We start from the raw sequence: 17,664 nt of genomic DNA, 5'->3' as shown, positions 1-17,664 counted from the left end.
CTGCGCCGGGTCCGTCACCCCCTGTTCCAGACCGTCAAGCACGTCAAGCCCGTCAAGGAAGGAAGGAGACTGCAGATGTCCGGTCCGCTACGCCGACACCTGATCTCGATCGACGACCTCGGCTTCGAGGAGATGCACGGCATCGTGCGGCGGGGTGTCGAGTTCGCCGCCGGCCGCCACGAGGACGCCCGCCCGCTGCACGACGCCGTGGTGGGCGTGCTGTTCCGCAAGACCTCCACCCGCACCCGCACCGCCTTCTCGGCCGGCGCCCTGCGCCTGGGTGGCCGGCTGATCACCTACGGCCCCGGGGACCTGCAGGAGAACACCGGGGAGACGGTCGAGGACACCGCCGCGGTGCTGTCCCGGATGCTCGACGTGCTGGTGGCCAGGACCGCCGGTGGCGAGGCCGAGCTGCGGGCCTTCGCCGACCAGCGGCGGATGGCCGTGATCAACGCGATGAGCGCCGCGGAGCACCCCACCCAGGCGCTCGCCGACCTCACCACGCTGCTGCGCCGGTTCGGGCGGATCGACGGCCTGCGGGTGCTCTACCTCGGCGAGGGCAACAACACCGCCTCGGCGCTGACCCTGGCGCTGTCCCGTTACCCCGGCACCGAGCTGCACCTGCGCACTCCGCAGGGGTACGGGGTCGAGCAGTACTACCTCGACCGGGCCGCCGAGTACGCGACGGCCGGCGGCGCGCTGGTGACGCAACGGCACGACCCGGCCGACCTGCCCGAGGTGGACGTCGTCTACACCACTCGCTGGCAGACCACCGGCACCACCAAGGCCGACCCCGACTGGCGGCGTGCCTTCGAGCCGTTCCGGGTCGACAAGGCCGTCATGGAGACCAGTCCCGGCGCGCTGTTCATGCACGACCTGCCCGCGCACCGCGACGACGAGGTGACCGCCGAGGTGCTGGACGGGCCCGCCTCGATCGCCTTCGAGCAGGCCGAGAACAAGTACCACAGTGCCCGGGCGGTGCTGGAGTGGTGCGTCGGCGGAGCCCCGGCGGGAGACGGCGATGCATGAGCCCGTGCTGCTGCCCGGCGGCGGCTGGCGCCTGTGGCGGCACTTCGCGCTGCGCGGACCCGGCTTCCCGGTGACCGGGGTGCTCCGGCTGGCGCCGCGGGGCCTGGCCGAGGCGGCCGACCGGTTCGGCACCGGGGCGGAGCTGGCCGGAGCCGACTGGCAGTCCTTCGAGGCCGTCTTCGCCGCCGCGGCCGTGGAGACCGCCAGGGAGCTGCAGACGATCGCCGGCCGGCCCGACTTCCGGGCCGCGGTGGCCTGGCAGAACCGGGCCGTGCTGCACACCGGTATCGCGCCGTTCCTGGCCTGGACGCCCAGCGCGGTCGGCCGGACCAGCATGCCCCGCCAGCGCGAGGAGTTGGTGGCGCACTACTGGCAGCGGTTCTGCGTCAAGAACGACACCATCGGCTTCTTCGGCCCGGTCGGCTGGGCCACCCTCGACCCGGAGCTGCGCGGGGTCGAGGTGGACCGCGGTACGGGCCTGACCACCCGGTCCGAGGTCTTCTTCTCCAGCTGGTCGATCGACGAGCTGGCCAGGACGCTGGACCGCGATCCGGGTCTGCGCCCCTGGCTGGCGCCGCGCCGACTGCCGTACCTGCGGATCGGGGAGGCGCAGGTACGGCTCCCGGGGCGACCCGCGCAGCCGGTGTCGGAGCTGGAACGCCAGGTGCTGCTGCGATGCGACGGGGTGCGTCCGGCCCGGGACATCCAGCGGGAGCTGGCCGACCGGGCCGCGCCGCAGCGGGTCGAAGAGCTCCTCGACCAGCTGGTCCGGCGGCGCTGGATCTCCTGGCGGCTGGAGATCCCCGCCACCGCCTACCCCGAGCGCCACCTGCGCGAGACCCTGGAGCGGGTCGGCGACCCGGCGGTCCGCGAGCCGGCCCTGGCCGGACTCGCGGTGCTGCAACGCGGCCGGGACCGGGTGCAGGCCGCCGGGACCGACGCGGAGGAGCTGGTCGCGGCGCTCGCCGCCCTGGAGGCCGACTTCGCTCGCCTGACGGAGGCTCCGGCGCAGCGCGAGAAGGGGGCCAGGACGGCGCCCAACCGCTCACTGGTGTACGCGGACTGCCGCCGCTCCGCGACCGCCCGGGTCGGCAGTGCGGTGCTGGAGGCCCTCACCCCGCTGGAGCTGTGCCTGACCGCCTCCCGCTGGATGACCGACCGGTTCGCCGAGGCCGTCGGCGCGCGGATCACCGAGGCGTACCGGCGGCTGTGCGCGCGGCACGGGACGGTGGACCTCGGCTCGCTCTGGTTCGAGTGCCTGCCCGCCCCGCACAGCCGGTCGATCGCCGACATCGACGCCATCCAGGCGGAGCTGCGCGAGCGCTGGGCGGCCGTCATCGCCGCCCCCGCGGGTGTCCGGCGGGTGGAGCGTTCCTCCGCCGACATCGCCGAGCAGGTCCACAAGGCGTTCGGGGAGCCGGGCACCGGATGGTCGCTGTCCCGCTACGCCAGCCCCGACGTGATGCTCATCGCCAAGGACCTCCGGGCCGTGGAGCGGGGCGAGTTCAGCCTGGTGCTCGGCGAGCTGCACGTGGCGATGAACACGCTGGGTGCCTCGCTCTTCGTCACCCAGCACCCGGACCGCGAGGAGCTGATCGCGGAGACCACGGCGGACTTCCCCGGTCCCCGGCTGGTCCCGATGCTGCCCAAGGAACTGCCGTTGATCCGCTGGTCCGCGCGCAGCCGCCCGGCACTGGACCGACCTCAGGACTACTACGTCGCGCTGGTGGACCACACGGCCGACCCGCGCCGGCCGCGCACCGTCCGCTGTGCGGACGTGGTGGTCGAGGAACGGGCGGGCCGGCTGGTCGCCGAACTGCCCGACGGCGCCGTGTTCGACCTGCTCGACGTCTTCTGCCACGCGATGACCAACCGGGTGATGGACCGGTTCCGGATCCGCCCGGACGCCGACCACTCCCCCCGGGTCACCGTGGACAAGATGGTCATCTCTCGCGAGACCTGGCGCTTCGCGGCCGGTCAACTGCCGTTCGCCACCGAGAAGAGCGAGGCGAAGCGGTTCGTCCGGGCCCGCCACTGGCAGGCCGCGACGGAGCTGCCGCGGCACGTCTTCGTGGTCTCGCCCGCCGAACCCCGGCCGTTCTACGTGGACTTCGACAGCCCGGTGTACATCAACATCCTGGCCAAGGCGATCCGCCGGCTGGCCGCCCGGGACCCGTGGGCCCGGCTGGCCGTCTCCGAGATGCTTCCCACCCCGGAACAGGCCTGGCTCACCGACGACCTGGGCAACAGGTACACCTCCGAGCTGCGCTTCGTCGCGGTCGACCGCTCCAAGCTGCCGGGCGGTGCCGGATGACCGGAGAGCCGACCGTGGAACCGAGCTACGTCGACGCGATCGCGGCGCACGCCGCCGGTCGGCCCGGGGCACCCGCCGTGATCACCTCGGGGGGCGTCCTCACGTACGGTGAACTGGCCGTCCGGATCGACGGACTGGCACGGCTGCTGGCCGCGCGCGGGGTCGGTACCGAGCGGGTCTGCGCGGTGGCGCTGGAGCGCGGCCCGCACGCCGTGGTGGCGATGGCCGCCGTCTCCCGGGCCGGTGGCGCCTTCCTCACCCTGGACGTGGACGCGCCGCCGCCACGGCTGCAGGCAATGGTCGACAGTGCCCGGACCGGCGTCCTGCTCACCACCGCCGCTCTGGCCGAGAAGCTCCAACTGGCCCTCCCCGGGCCGACCGTGCTGATCGACGAGGAGACCATGGCGGGCTGCGAAGGCACGCCGGAACCGGGCGCGCCGACCGGGCTGCCGCAGATCCTGGCGCCCTCGCTGGCGTACGTCTCGCACACGTCCGGCTCGACCGGTACGCCCAACGCGGTACTGATCGAGCACCGCGGGCTCACCCGCTACCTGCGGTTCATAGCCCGCGACTACGGGCTGGGTCCGCACACCACCGCACTGCAGCTGGCCCCCTTCGGCTACGACGCGTCCATCCGGGACACCTTCGCCCCGCTGGTCGCGGGCGCCCGGCTGGTCCTGGCCGACCGCTCGGTGCTGCTCCGGGCGGAGGGTTTCGCCGAGACGGTGCGGCGGTTCGGCGTCGACACGGTGCTCAGCGCCACGCCGTCGCTGCTCACCTTCCTGACCCGGCACGACACGATCGCCGCGGAGCTGCGCGGACTGCGGCTGGTCGTCTCCAGCGGGGAGTCGCTGCGGCCGTTCCTCACCGCCGGCGGCCACCGGGCGCTCGGCGGCGGGCTGGTCAATCAGTACGGTCCGTCCGAGTGCACCATGACCTCGACCCGGCTGCACCTGCCCGAGCGGCCGGAGACCACCGCCGACCTGATCGGCACGCCGATCGACGGGGTCGCCGTCCGGCTGCTGGACGGCGGGTCCGACCCGGTGGCGGACGGTGAGGTCGGGGAGATTCACATCGCCGGCGTCGGCGTGGCGCGCGGCTACTGCGGTCGCCCCGCGCTGACCGCCGAGCGCTTCCTGCCCGATCCGGCGGGCCCGCCCGGCGCGCGCATGTACCGGACCGGCGACCTGGCCCGGCGGCGGCCCGACGGCAACCTGGAGTACCTGGGCCGCGGGGACCGGCAGATCAAGATTCGCGGCTACCGGGTGGACCCGGCCGAGATCGAGGGCGAGCTGCTCGGCCACCCCGCGGTGACCGGCGCCGTGGTCACCGCGGAGACCGACGGTCAGGGCCGCACCTACCTGGTCGCCCACGTCTCCGGGTCACTGGCCGAGGTGACCGACGCGGGGCTCCGCGCCCACCTGGCGCGGACCCTGCCGTTCCACCTGATGCCGCGCCGCTTCGCCCGGATCGACCGGGTACCGACCACCCGCTCCGGCAAGGCCGACCGCCGCGCGCTGAGTTCCCCGCCCCCGGACCGGACACCGTGACGGCCCTGCCGACCCGACTCGGGCTGGCGGACGTCCGGGCGGCGGCCGACCGGATCGCCGCCCGGGTGCGCCGCACCCCGCTGCTGGCCCTCGACGCGCTGCCCGGCATCCTGCTCAAGGCCGAGCACCTGCAGTACAGCGGCTCCTTCAAGGTCCGCGGCGCCGCCAACGCGATGGCCGGTGCCACCGCCGGCGAGATCGTCACCGGCTCCTCCGGCAACCACGGCATCGCGGTGGCCCGCAACGGCCGGGCCCTCGGCGTTCCGGTCACCGTGGTGATGGCGGCCGGGGCCAGCGCGGACAAGGAGCGGGTCATCCGCTCGCTGGGCGCGCGGGTACTCCGGGTGGACAGTGGTGTGGCCGAGCGGGAACGGCAGGCGCTGGCCCACGCGAAGCGGACCGGCGCGCTGCTCGTGCCCTCCTCCGACCACGAATTGGTGGTCGCGGGCCAGGGCACGGTCGGCCTGGAGATCTTCGAGCAGGCACCCGAGGTCGACACCGTCTTCGTCCCGACCGGCGGCGGCGGCCTGCTCGCCGGCATCTGCCTGGCCGCGCGGGCGGCCCGTCACCCGGTGCGGATCGTCGGCGTGGAGCCGGCCGGGGCCGACCGGTACGCCCGCTCGCTGGCCGCCGGACGACCGGTCGCCGTGCCGCCGTCGGCCACCGTCGCCGACGGGCTGCGCGGGCAGCGGCCGGGCACCGTCACCTTCCCGATCGTCCAGGAGCGGGTGGACGCGCTGGTCGAGGTCGCCGACGAGGCGATCCTGCGGGCCATGCGGCTGCTGCACCGGGCGGGCGTCCCCGCCGAGCCCAGCGGCAGCGTCGCGCTGGCCGGGGCGCTCTGTGCGGCGGGCCGCCGGCTGCGCGGCGAGTGCGTCGCCGTCGTGGTGTCGGGGGGCAACACGCCCGCCGCACTGTCCGCCAGGCTGCCGGCCCGCCCCCCGGGCGATGCGGTCTGACCCCCGCGACACCGCCGGCACCGCGCTGGCGGCACCGCACCGTTCCATGACGTTGCGCCGACTCACCCGTACAGCAAGCGGTTACTCACTCGGAGGTACCGGATGACCAGCACGCACAGCCCGCAGGTGGCAGCGGCAGAACTGCCCGATCTGATCGCCTCCTTCTACCGGGAGACACTGGGCGACGACAAGCTGGACACTTTCAGCGACTTCTTCGAGGCGGGCGGCGACTCGCTCAGCGCCTTCCAGATCACCGCCCGGCTGCAGCAGGCCGTTGGTGTGGAGGTGCCGGTCGCCCTGGTCTTCACCTACCCGTCGCCCGAGGACCTCGCCATGGTCGTCATCGCCGACGCCGGCCTGAGCTAGAAGGAGGCACCATGGCCGGGACAACCGTCCCGCTGGGGGACAAGTGGCAGCTGTGGCGGCAGTTCGCCCTGCGCGGGCCGGGCTTCCCGGCCGACGGGGTGCTGCGGCTGGCCGCGCCCGAACTGGCCCGGGCGGCCGACGCCCTGGGACCGCGCGCCGCACTGACCGGGCCCGCTTGGAAGGCCTTCGAGGCGGCCTTCGCCGAGGCCGCGGTGGACGGCGCCAGGGAGCTGCAACGGATCGCCGCCCGACCGGACTTCCAGGCCGCGGTGGCCTGGCAGAACCGGGCGGTGGTCGGCCGAGCCGTGGAGCCGTTCGTGCGCTGGGAGCCGAGCGCGGCCGGGCGGACCAGCAGCCACCGCCAGCGCGAGGAGCTGGTGGCGCACTACTGGCAGCGGTTCTGCGTCAAGAACGACACCATCGGCTTCTTCGGCCCGGTCGGCTGGGGCACCCTCGACCCGGATCGGCGCGGCGTGACGGTCGAGCCGGGCGAGGGCCTGGTGACCAGGACCGAGGTCTACTTCTCCAGCTGGTCGATCGACGAACTGGCCAAGGCCCTGGACGCCGACCCGCGGCTGCGCGAATGGGTCGCCCCGCGCCGCATGCCGTACCTGCGGACCGGCGCTGCGGCGGTTCTGCTGCCCGGCCGGCCCGCGCAGCCGGCCACCGAGCTGGAGCTGGCTGCCCTGCGGCTGTGCGACGGCCTGCGCCCGGCCCGGGAGATCCGGCGTGAGCTGGCCGGCCGGGCCACGCCCGAGCAGGTCGAGAACCTGCTCGATCAGCTGGTCCGGCGGCGCTGGATCGTCCGCAAGCTGGAGGTGCCGGCCGGCACCCACCCCGAGCGCCACCTGCGGGACTGGCTGGAACGGGTCGGCGACGAGCCGGCGCGCCGGCGCGGCCTCGGCATGCTGGAGGTGCTCGAACGCGGCCGGGCCGGGGTCGCCGCGGCGGCCACCGGGCCGGAGCTGACCGCGGCGCTGGCAGCCCTGGAGTCCGACTTCCGGGAGCTGACCGACACACCGGCGGCGCGCGAGAAGGGCAGCACCACCGCGCCCTGCCGCACCCTCGTCTACTCCGACGGCGTCAGGGCCGCGACCGCCACGGTCGGCGCCGAGGTGCTGCGGGCGCTGGAGCCGCTGGACCTGCTGATGACCAGCGCCGGCTGGCTCACCTCCCGGCTGGCCTCCCGGGTGCTGGCACTGGCCGAACAGGTCCACGAGCGGCTGAGTACGGCCGCCGGCGGACCGGTGGACCTGGCGTCGTTCTGGTTCGCCTGCATGCCGATCCTGCACGGTGACGCGGCCGGCGAGGCGGCCGCCCTGCAGCGCGAGTTCTGGCACCGCTGGTCCGCGATCCTGCGCCTCCCGGAACACGAGGGCAATGTCACGGTCGCCGCCGCGGACATCGCCGGGGCGGTGCGGGCCGCCTTCGACGAGCGGTCGGCCGACTGGACCGCGGCCCGCTACCTCAGCCCGGACGTGATGCTCGCCGCCGACGGCCCGCGGGCCGTCGAACGGGGCGAGTTCGAGATGGTGCTCGGCGAGCTGCACGTGGCCATCAACACCCTCGGTGCCTCGCTCTTCGTCCACCAGCACCCGGCGCCGGCCGAGCTGTTCGCGCAGACCGACCTGGACCACCCGCGGCCGCGGCTGATGCCGTTGCTGCCCAAGGAGCACCGGGCCCGGCTCTCCACCCGGGTCCGGCACGCCCTGGTCCGCCCAGAGGACTACCAGGTCGCCCTGCTCGACCACGGTGCCGACCCGCAACGGGAGCGTACCGTGCCGAGCGCCGAGGCGGTGGTGGAGCGGCAGGACGGCCGCCTGGCGGTCCGGCTGCCCGACGGCGCGGTCTTCGGCGTGCTGGACGTGTTCGCACACGTGCTGACCACGCTGGTGATCGACCTGTGCCGGCTGCTGCCGGAGGCCGACCACACGCCCCGGATCACCGTGGACCGGCTGGTACTGGCCCGGGAGACCTGGCGGTACGCGGCCGGCGCGCTGGACTGCGCCCAGGACAGGAACGAGGCGCGCCGCTTCGTCCGGGTCCGCCGCTGGCAGGCCGCGAGCGGGCTGCCCAGGTTCGTCTTCGTCACCACGCCGACCGAACCCCGGCCGTTCTTCGTGGACTTCGAGAGTCCGGCGTACGTCAACCTGTTCGCCAAGGCGGTCCGCCGACTGGCCCGGCAGGACCCGGAGGGACGGCTGACGGTCACCGAGATGCTGCCCAGCCCGGAGCAGACCTGGCTCACCGACGACCAGGGCAACCGCTACACCAGCGAACTGCGCTTCGTCGCCCTCAGCGACTGACGCCGGACGGACGGACCGCCCCCGAGTACCAACCGGGGGCAGCCTGTCGCCATGCCAGGCGGAAGGGAACACTGAGGGTCCGTGAGGGACCGGTCGGCCGAGCCACGGCAGCCGTCCCGACCGCCGTGGCTCGGCCGGTTCACCGGTGCCGAACAGGACGTCTCGAAGGCCTCGCACAACGTGCGCACGGCCGAGCCGAGTTGCGTCTACGGGCAGAACCCGGAGAACCGGCTGGAGTCGAAGGAGGAGGCCGCCAGGCGCACCCCCGCGCGGGCCGGCGCCGCGCAGAAGGCCGCCGCCATCACGGGGACCGGTCGCGGGCAGGTGCCGAGCAGCACCATCTCGGCCCGGGTCAGCCGTCGCTGCCACCGCGGCGGGGGTCGGCCCGTGCGGACGCGGGGCGGTGAACGCCACCGTCTCCGGGCAGCCGGCCCGGGACGCACCGGTGCTGACCGGGACGCCGATTCCAGCCGGCCGCAGAACGCACTCGGCCGCGACGGGCGACTCGCCGCCGGCCGGGACCGTGCATCAGGACATCGGCGAACGAGACGGTGGCACCTCGCCGATCGGCTGCTTCACTGGGTCCTGGCCGCCGCTGACTTCATGTCAGCCGGTCACGACGTGGCCGTCGCCGGCCCGGTGGACGCGTGAGCGGCGCAGGTTCTGGGTCGCGAAGGTGCGGTGCAGCCAGCGGTCGCGTCCGTCATAGCGCGGCGCGAAACCGGTGCGGCCGTGCGTGGTCACCCGGTTGTCGACGATCGCCAGGTCACCGGGCAGCAGGTGGTGGGTGAGCGCGTGCGCCGCGAAGAGCCGCTGGAGTTCGAGCATGGCCTGCGCCGCCCGCTCGGTGAGCGGCTCGGTGGCGGCGAAGTCGACCACCAGGTCCGGGTCTTCGCGCGCTCCGCTGAGCACCGGGTGCGGCCGGGAGTGCGCCGCGGGCAGGGCGAAGGAGGGCGGCGGCGCGGTGCTGAACTCGGGCTGAAAGAGCGCCTCCCGGTGGGTGTCGCCGAGCAGGTGGTGGACCTGGCGGATGGAGGCGGTGCGCAGCCCGGCCACCCGGTCGTGGTCCGCCCGCACGCACAGCAGCAGGACGAAGTCGGGGCGGTGCGGGTGGAAGGCGTTCTCGGTGTGGAAGGTCAGCAGGGCCGACCCCTCGTTTCCCTGGAGCTCCTCGCTGCCCGGCACCGGGACCACGTCGTGGACCATCGCACCGGACTTCTCGGGCCGGAAGGAGATCGGCTCGCCGAGCGCGTGGGTGAGGAGCATCAGGGCGGCCGCGGGGATGGTCGCCTCGCGCTGGACGGAGCCGCTGACCATGGGGGTCGACCCGATCAGCTCCTCGTCGACGGGCAGGCCACGGATCAGCAGCGCGCCAGCCGGTCCTGGGTCGCGGCCGAAGTCGGCCAGGGATCTGCGCAGGGGGGCGGGCAGCTCGTGGCGGTGCCGGCCGGCTTGGCGGATCCAGGCGGGGTCGTCGATCTGTCCGTCCGCGAAGGACAGGAGGTCGGCGGCCAGGCTCTCGACGGCCATGGACGCGCTGGGGTCCAGGGTCACCACGCTGTCGTGCGAGTCCGCTGTGAGAACGGGGGGCATCGGTTCGCTTCCTTCGTCGGTGATAAGTGGTCCCGGCCGGGCTCGGAGGCGGACCCGGCGGGTGGTCGTGCACGCGCCGGCCGGTGCGTCCGTCACCGGGCGGGCCCGGCCACCCGCCCCGGCCGCGTGCTTACTGCTGCTCGCCGGCCAGCAGACCGGTCAACACCGCTGCCACCTCGGCGACATGGGGCGCCTTCAGGACGCCCAGGTGGTTGCCGCCCACCCGGTGGACCGTCAGCCCGCCGGAGGCCAGCTCCCGCCAGCGCGCGGTGAAGTCCTCGAAGCTGACCCCTTCCGCGACCTCGTGCTCGCCCGCCGCGACGTCGTCACCGGCGAGCAGGTGCAGCCGGCCCTCGTACGGCGTGTGGCGGTAGGCCAGCCGGGTCTGCAGCAGCTCCCGCCAGACCCGGATCCGCCCCGGCCAGAAGTCGTCGCCCGGCTCCGGCGGAGCCACTTCTCCGTCGTCCAGGATCCCGTTGAGCAGGTCACCGGCCCGCTGCCGCAGCTCGGCTACCCGATCCGGGCCGGCTCCGCACCGTGCGGCGTCGGCGAGTTCGGCGAACGCCGCCTCGGCCCGCTCGAACCGCCGGACGAACTCGTGCATGTTCTCCCGCTCGTAAGTGTCCAGGGCGGGGTCGAGCAGCAGGAAGGTCACCTCCTCGCCCGCCGCGTGCAGGCGGCGCACCATCTCGGTGGTGATCTGGCTACCGCCGCACCAGCCCAGCAGGTGGTAGGGACCGCTGGGGGCGATCCGCCGCAGCTCGGCCAGGTTCAGCTCGGCGACCTGCTCGACGCTCTCCGGCGCCGGGCACGGACGGCTCAGACCCGGCCACTCGAAGGCGGCCACCGGCTGGTCCGGGTCCAGGTGGTCGGCCAGCTCGGCGAACCAGTGGGCGCTGCCGGGGTGCACGCAGAACAGCGGCGGCCGGCTGCCGGTGCGGCGCAGCCAGACGATCGAGTCCGCCGCCCTGGCCTGGGCGCCGCTCGGGCCGTCCGGGTCGCCCGCGTCCTCCGCGGCCTGGGCGTCGGTCACCACGGCGGCCAGCTCGGCCACCGTCCGGTGCCGGTAGAAGTCCTGGAAGGTGAGCTTGTAGCCGTGCTCGGCCCGGAGCTTGGTGATCACCTGCATCACCGTCAGCGAGTGGCCGCCCAGCTCGGTGAAGCTGTCGTCGATCCCCACCTGCTCGCGCTCGAGCGCCGCGGCCCAGGCCCGGACCAGGATGTTCTCCACGGCCGTGCGCGGTGCGCGGTAAGGGCGGGCGGAGACCGGCTGGGTGTCCTGCGGCAGCCTCGCCAGGTCGATCTTGCCGCTCGCGGTCATCGGCAGCTCGTCGAGCACCAGGTACCTGGACGGCACCAGGTGGGCCGGCAGCACCTGGGCCAGCCGGTCGCGCAGCGCCACCGGATCGAGCGTGCAGCCGCCGGCCGGCACCAGGTAGGCGGCCAGTTCCTTCTCACCGCCCGGCGTGCTGACCATATGCACCGCGACCTCGCGCACCTCGGCCTCGCGGCGCAGCGCGGCCTCCACCTCGCCCGGCTCGATCCGGTAGCCGCGGATCTTCACCTGGTGGTCCACCCGGCCGGCAAACTCCAGCGCCCCGTCCTCCCGGTAGCGGGCCAGGTCGCCGGACCGGTAGAGCCGCTCGCCGGGGCGCGCCGCGTACGGGTCCGGCACGAAGCGTTCGGCGGTGAGCCCCGGCTGCTCGACGTACCCGCGGGCCACCTGCGCCCCGCCGATGTACAGTTCGCCGACCACCCCGACCGGCACCAGCCGCAGGTCGCGGTCCAGCACCCGCATCGTGGTGTTGGCGAACGGACGCCCGATCGGCAGCACGCCGGCCGGCAGCTCGCCCGGAGTGCCTTCGAGGCGGGAGCAGCCGACGGTGGTCTCGGTCGGGCCGTACTCGTTGTCCACGACCGTGTCCGGCGCGTGCTCGGCCCAGCGCGAGACCATCTCCCGGGTGAGCTCCTCGCCGCCGGCGATCAGACGCCCGGCCGCGCGGCGCAGCGCCTGCGGCGACAGCATCTGGTTCAACAGCGCCAGGTGGGAGGGTGTCAGCTTCAGCAGTCCGAACTCCCCGCGCTCCAGTGCCGCGACCAGGGCGTCGATCCCCGGCGTGCCGTCGTCCTCGGTCAGGGTGACCGGCTGGCCGGAGAGCAGCGCTGGGAAGAGCGAGGTGACCGGGAGGTCGAAGGCCATCGAGGAGTACAGCGGAGCGCCGGTGCCGCCGAGGGGCCGGTAGCCGTCCAGGCACCAGCACACGTAGTTGACCAGGTTGCGGTGCTCGATCATCACGCCCTTCGGCGTTCCGGTCGAGCCGGAGGTGTAGATCATGTAGGCCAGCGAATCGGTCGTCACCGGGAGGCCGGGGTTTCCCGGATCCTGGCCGGCGATGCCCGAGTCCCGGTCGACCAGCAGCGGCTCGGCGGTGCTCGCGGCGAGCAGGCCGGCCAGGGCGGTCTCGGTGACCACCACCCGGGCACCGGTCTCGGCGACCAGTCCGGTCAGGCGGGCCGCCGGGTGGCCCGGGTCGAGCGGCAGGTAGCCGGCGCCCGCCTTGAGGACCGCCAGCAGCGCGACCACCAGCTCCGGGCCGCGGCGCAGGAGCACGCCGACCCGGGACTCCTGGCCCACCCCGAGCTCGCCCAGGCGCCTGGCCAACCGGTTGGCGCGGGCGTTGAGTCCGGCGTAGTCGAGGGTGCTGCCGTCGGCGCAGCGCAGCGCCGTGGCCCGCGGGGTGCGCTCGGCCTGCGCCTCGAACAGCTGGTGCAGGCAGGCGTCCGGGTAGGCCGTGGCGGGGCCGGTCGCGAACTGCGCCAGCCGGGCGTGCTCCTCGGCGGCCAGGAGGCTGCCCCGGGCGTCACCCAGCGGGTCGGCGGCCATCGCCTCGAGGATCCGCCGGTACAGCGCGGCCAGCTGGCGCCCGTTGGCGCGGCTGATCCGCTCGGGCCGGCCGGAGATGAAGACGACCCCGGGGAAGGTCCACACGTCCAGCGCGAACTCGTTGGGGCTGACGTCGACCACCTTGCCGGAGTCGATCTGCCGGCTGTCCAGGACGTGGAAGTCCAGGTAGGTGAAGGCGACGTCGACGAGCGGAGTGCCCTCGCCCCAGGCGCGCTGCATCTCCGGCAGCGGGAACCGGCGGTGCGGCCATGCCTCCACCTCGGCGGTGAAGACCTGCCCGGCCAGTTCGCTCCAGGTGGCGCCGGTCAGCTCGACGCCGAGAGGCAGGGTATTGAGGTGCATGCCGCGGACCAGCTCGCCGCCGTCGGTCTCCAGGCGGCCGTTGCAGACCAGGCCGCTGTGGAAGCGGTGGCTGCCGCTGATCGTGGCCAGCGCCTTCAGGTGGGCGGCGAACAGCACGCTCTTCAGCGGCACCCCGGCGGTGGCGGCCAGCCGGCGCAGACCCTGCTCCAGGTCCCGGAACCCCACGGTGACCTGGAACGGCCGCTCGCCGGCCCGCGGATCGGCGGCCCAGGCGGACGGCAGGGCGACCCGCTCGAAGCCGGCGACGCGCGCCCGCCAGAACTCCCGGTCCTCGGCGGAGGCGAGCGAGCGGCGCTCCAGCGCGACGTGGTCGGCGAACCGGACGGTGTGCCCGGCCGGGTCGGCCGGGGCCAGTCCGGCGCGGATCGCCCGGTAGTCGGCCATCAGCTCGTCGATCAGCGAGTGGTGGCTCCAGCCGTCGAGGATCGCGTGGCACTCGATGAAGGAGAATGTCCAGCGGTCCTCGGCGGTCTGGTGGACGTGGAAGCGCAGCATCGGCGCCTCGCCGATGTCGAAGGGGGTACGGCGGGTCTCGGCGGTGAACCGCTCCAGCTCCGCCCGCACCTGCTCCTCGTCGAGCCCGCGCAGGTCGTCGTAGCCGACCCGGGCGACGGCCTCGGCGTGCACGAGCTGCAGCGGCTCGGAGAAGCCGGTGAGGTCGAAGCCGGTGCGCAGGATCTCGTGCCGCCTGGTGAGCTGCGCGGCCGCCTCGCGCAGCGCCGGCAGCGAGAAGGGCGCGTCGTCGATGAACGGGAAGAGCGTGATGTTGTGGTACGGGCTCTCGTCCCGGTCGGCGAGCATCTGGTAGACCATCGCGGCCTGCACCATCGCGAGCGGGTAGGCGTCCACCAGGCCGGGCGGCAGGGCCGCGCGGTCGGCGGGCGACAGCAGCACGAACGGCGCCACCCGCTCCTCCTCGACGCTCGTCTGCTCCCCGGGCGCGACCGTCGCGGCGAACCCGGCCAGAGCCTCGACGCTCTGGTGCACCAGCAGGTTCTGCACCGTCAGGTCGATCCCGCGCCGGCGCAGCGCGCCGACCACCTTGATCGCACGGATCGAGTCGCCGCCCAGCTCGAAGAAGTTGTCGAGCGCACCGACCTTCGGCAGGCCGAGCACCTCGGCCCAGGTCTCGGCGACGATCTGCTCGGTCCGGGTCCGGGGGTTGACGTACTCCCCCGCTCCGCGGGCGCCGTGTGCCTCGGGGTCGGGCAGCGCGCGGCGGTCGATCTTGCCGTTGGCCGTCATCGGGAACGCGTCCAGCGGGACGAAGACGGCGGGCACCATGTAATCGGGCAGCGTCCGGCCGAGCCGGGCCCGCACCTCCGCCACCTCGACCGAGTGGCCGGCCCGCGGTGTGACGTACGCGACCAGCCGGGCCTCCCGCTCGCCCGGACGGCGGTGCGCGATCACCAGGCTGCTCTCCACCTCGGGCTGGCTGCCGAGGACCGCCTCGATCTCGCCGGGCTCGATCCGGTGGCCGCGGATCTTCACCTGCTCGTCGGCCCGGCCGAGGAACTCCAGTTCGCCGTCGGCGCCGTAGCGCGCAAGGTCGCCGGTGCGGTACATCCTGGCCCCCGGCACGGTGGCGAACGGGTCGGGCAGGAACCGCTCGGCGGTCAGGCCCGGACGGCCCACATATCCGCGCGCCAGGCCGGGCCCGGAGACGTGAAGCTGGCCCGGGACGCCGATCGGCACCTGATTGAGGTCGGGGTCCAGCAGGTACAGCCGCAGGTCACCGAGCGGGCGGCCGATCGGGCTGCGCCGGGCACCGGCCGCCTCGCCGGCCCGGACCGGGCGGTGGGTGACGTGCACGGTGGTCTCGGTGATGCCGTACATGTTGACCAGTGACGGACGCTGGTCGCCGAACCGCTCGAACCAGGGGGCCAGTTCGGTGACGTCCAGCGCCTCGCCGCCGAAGACCACGGTCCGCACCGCCAGGGCCCCGGGCCGCAGGTCGGCCAGCGCCACCGCCTCCTGCAGACCGCGGAACGCGGAGGGGGTCTGGTTGAGCACGGTGACCCGCTCGGTGACCAGCAGGTCAAGGAAGTCCTGCGGCGAGCGCGAGACGGCGAACGGCACCACCACGACCCGGCCGCCGTTCAGCAGCGCGCCCCAGAGCTCCCAGACCGAGAAGTCGAAGGCGTAGGAGTGGAAGAGCGTCCACACGTCCTCGGGGCCGAAGCCGAAGTCCTGCTGGCAGGAGCCCAGCAGCCGCAGCACGTTGGCGTGGGTGACCTGGACGCCCTTGGGCACTCCGGTGGAGCCGGAGGTGTAGATGACGTACGCGGTGTTGCCGGAACTGGCGAGCGGGACCGGGTCTGTGTCGGGCCACTGCTGGTCGTCCTCGCCGAACAGCAGGGTGGTGACGGCCTCCTCGCCCGTGCGCCGGTCGGCGACCAGGGCGATCACCCCGGCGTCGGCCAGGATGTAGCGAAGCCGGTCGGCCGGCTGGCCGGGGTCCAGCGGGAGGTAGCCGGCCCCGGACTTGAGCACGCCGAGCAGCGCCACCACCAGGTCGAGCCCCCGCTCGAACCGCACTCCGACCAGTTTCTCCGGGCCGGCGCCGAGCGCGCGCAGCCGATGGGCCAGTCGGTTGGCCCGGGCGTTCAGCTCGCCGTAGCTGAGCGAGGCGTCCTCGCAGCTGACGGCGGGCGCGTCGGGGGTGCGGCCGGCCCAGTGCTCGAAGACCTCGGGCAGGGTGCGCTCGGCGGCGTAGTTGCGGCCGGATCCGCTCCAGGAGGCGAGGAGTGCGCGTTCGGCGTCCGGCAGCAGTTCGAGCCGGTCGACCGGCTTGCCCGGCTCGGCGACGATGTCGGCCAGCAGCCGCAGGTAGTGCGCGATCGTCCGGTGGATCGTGGCCTCGTCGAACAGCGCGGTCGCATACTCCAGTTGGCCGGCGATGGCGCCCTCGTCGGTGCCGGCGAGCGCCAGGCCGAGGTCGAACTTGGCGGTGCGCCAGTCCACCGGCCGCCGCCCGGCGCGCAGCGCGCCGGGCTCGGCCGGGGTGTGGGCGGTCAGCTGGAAGACCACCTGGAAGATCGGGTTGCGGGAGGGGTCGCGTTCGGGCGCCAGCTCGTCCACCAGCCGCTCGAACGGGGCCTCCTGGTGGGTGAACGCGCCGAGCGCGGTCTCCCGGACCCGGTCCAGGAGTTCGAGGAAGGACGGGACGCCGGACAGATCGGTGCGCAGCGCCACCGTGTTGGCGAACAGGCCGACCATGGCCTGGGTCTCGGGCCGGTCCCGGCCGGCCACCGGGGTGCCGACCACCACGTCGCGCTGCCCGCAGCTGCGGCCGAGCAGCAGCTGGAAGGCGGCCAGGAACACCATGAACGGGGTCGCGCCCTGGCGCCGCCCCAACTCGACCAGTGGCTGTACCAGGTCGGCGGGGATGGTGAAGGCCGCGGTGGCGCCTGCGGCGTCCCGGACCGAGCCGCGCGGCCGGTCGGTGGGCAGCGCCAGCGGTGTGAGGTCGGCCAGGGTGGTGCGCCAGTAGGCGAGTTGGGCCGCCAGGCGGTCGCCGGAGAGGTGCTGGCGCTGCCAGGTGGCGAAGTCCGCGTACTGCAGGCCAGCCGGTTCCAGGGGGGCGGGCTGCCCGGCGGCGAACGCCTGGTAGAGCTGGTCGAGCTCGCCGAGCAGCACGCCCTCGGACCATCCGTCGGAGGCGATGTGGTGGAGCGTCAGCAGCAGTGCGTGGGCGTCCTCGCCGAGCCTGGCGAGCAGCGCCCGGACCGGGTGCTCGGCGGCCAAGTCGAAGGGGCGCCGGCCGTCCTCGGCGACCAGCTCGGCGAGCCGCCGCTCGGCCTGCGCGACGGCATCGCCGGGCCCGCCGTCCTGGTTGTCGGCACCGCGCAGGTCCACGGTGGTCAGGGCGATCGGGCCCGGCTCGTCGATCACCAGGACCGGCTCGTCGTCGACCGCCGGGTAGCGGGTGCGCAGCACCTCGTGCCGGGCCACCAGCGCGTCCAGGGCCCGCCGCAGCGCCACCGGGTCGACCGGGCCGGGCAGGCGCAGCAGCAGCGGCATCAGGTACTCGGTACCGCCCGGCTGGAGCTGGTCGAGCACCCACATCCGGTGCTGCGCGAAGGACAGCGGGAGAGCGCCGTCCCGGGGAGCGGGGACGATCCCGTCCTGCCGCTTCTTCGTCAAGCCGCGCAGGCGTCGCTGCAGCAGCTCCGTGCGGGAGCTCGGGCTCGTGCTCATCCTTCGCCTTCCTGTGCGAGCGACGGGGTCCGGTCCGGCGACGGTCCACCGGCCGGGCAGCAGCCTGCCGACGGCGGCC

General features: G+C 74.2%; 9 protein-coding genes. 6 read left to right on the top strand and 3 right to left on the bottom strand.

From position 1 onward, the window contains the following. The first annotated feature begins 75 nt into the window (after positions 1-75). From ACZ7DL_RS30270 to ACZ7DL_RS30245, 6 genes are all read left to right on the top strand, one after another. Entirely contained in the window at positions 76-1,029 is a 954-nt protein-coding gene (locus ACZ7DL_RS30270; protein WP_470778946.1) for an ornithine carbamoyltransferase, read from the top strand. After that, a complete protein-coding gene (locus tag ACZ7DL_RS30265; protein WP_470778944.1) occupies positions 1,022-3,343 on the top strand; it encodes a lantibiotic dehydratase in 2,322 nt (773 codons plus the stop codon). Before ACZ7DL_RS30270 ends, ACZ7DL_RS30265 begins: the two co-directional genes overlap by 8 nt. Next, the gene (locus ACZ7DL_RS30260) at positions 3,340-4,893 is read left to right on the top strand and encodes an amino acid adenylation domain-containing protein (protein ID WP_470778943.1); all 1,554 of its coding nucleotides are present in this window, start codon (positions 3,340-3,342) and stop codon (positions 4,891-4,893) included. The genes ACZ7DL_RS30265 and ACZ7DL_RS30260 overlap by 4 nt, the downstream gene beginning before the upstream one ends. Next, a complete protein-coding gene (locus tag ACZ7DL_RS30255; protein ID WP_470778941.1) occupies positions 4,890-5,852 on the top strand; it encodes a threonine ammonia-lyase in 963 nt (320 codons plus the stop codon). Before ACZ7DL_RS30260 ends, ACZ7DL_RS30255 begins: the two co-directional genes overlap by 4 nt. 102 nt (positions 5,853-5,954) lie before the next feature. Next, on the top strand, positions 5,955-6,218 hold the full coding sequence (locus ACZ7DL_RS30250; RefSeq protein WP_470778939.1) for an acyl carrier protein: 264 nt from the start codon (positions 5,955-5,957) through the stop codon (positions 6,216-6,218). Positions 6,219-6,229: 11 nt separating this feature from the next. Further along, positions 6,230-8,524: a lantibiotic dehydratase gene (locus tag ACZ7DL_RS30245; protein WP_470778937.1), complete on the top strand. Its 2,295-nt coding sequence runs from the start codon at positions 6,230-6,232 to the stop codon at positions 8,522-8,524. Positions 8,525-8,730: 206 nt separating this feature from the next. Here ACZ7DL_RS30245 and ACZ7DL_RS30240 read toward each other — a convergent pair whose 3' ends face one another. From ACZ7DL_RS30240 to ACZ7DL_RS30230, 3 genes are all read right to left on the bottom strand, one after another. Then, entirely contained in the window at positions 8,731-8,865 is a 135-nt protein-coding gene (locus tag ACZ7DL_RS30240; protein WP_470778935.1) for a hypothetical protein, read from the bottom strand. Positions 8,866-9,130: 265 nt separating this feature from the next. After that, positions 9,131-10,117: a TauD/TfdA family dioxygenase gene (locus ACZ7DL_RS30235; RefSeq protein ID WP_470778933.1), complete on the bottom strand. Its 987-nt coding sequence runs from the start codon at positions 10,115-10,117 to the stop codon at positions 9,131-9,133. A gap of 130 nt (positions 10,118-10,247) precedes the next feature. Further along, entirely contained in the window at positions 10,248-17,585 is a 7,338-nt protein-coding gene (locus ACZ7DL_RS30230) for an amino acid adenylation domain-containing protein (protein ID WP_470778931.1), read from the bottom strand. Positions 17,586-17,664 lie beyond the last annotated feature (79 nt).

It is taken from the genome of Streptomyces sp. NPDC036984 (assembly GCF_055607665.1).
The sequence above is the reverse complement of the archived record's forward strand: the minus strand, read 5'-3'. Positions and strand labels throughout refer to the sequence as shown.

Excerpts from the sequence above, each read along its gene's own strand:
- ACZ7DL_RS30270 (WP_470778946.1), top strand. The coding sequence starts at position 76 with ATGTCCGGTCCGCTACGCCGACACCTGATCTCGATCGACGACCTCGGC.
- ACZ7DL_RS30265 (WP_470778944.1), top strand. The coding sequence starts at position 1,022 with ATGCATGAGCCCGTGCTGCTGCCCGGCGGCGGCTGGCGCCTGTGGCGG.
- ACZ7DL_RS30260 (WP_470778943.1), top strand. The coding sequence starts at position 3,340 with ATGACCGGAGAGCCGACCGTGGAACCGAGCTACGTCGACGCGATCGCG.
- ACZ7DL_RS30250 (WP_470778939.1), top strand. The coding sequence starts at position 5,955 with ATGACCAGCACGCACAGCCCGCAGGTGGCAGCGGCAGAACTGCCCGAT.
- ACZ7DL_RS30245 (WP_470778937.1), top strand. The coding sequence starts at position 6,230 with ATGGCCGGGACAACCGTCCCGCTGGGGGACAAGTGGCAGCTGTGGCGG.
- ACZ7DL_RS30240 (WP_470778935.1), bottom strand. The coding sequence starts at position 8,865 with ATGGTGCTGCTCGGCACCTGCCCGCGACCGGTCCCCGTGATGGCGGCG.
- ACZ7DL_RS30235 (WP_470778933.1), bottom strand. The coding sequence starts at position 10,117 with ATGCCCCCCGTTCTCACAGCGGACTCGCACGACAGCGTGGTGACCCTG.
- ACZ7DL_RS30230 (WP_470778931.1), bottom strand. The coding sequence starts at position 17,585 with ATGAGCACGAGCCCGAGCTCCCGCACGGAGCTGCTGCAGCGACGCCTG.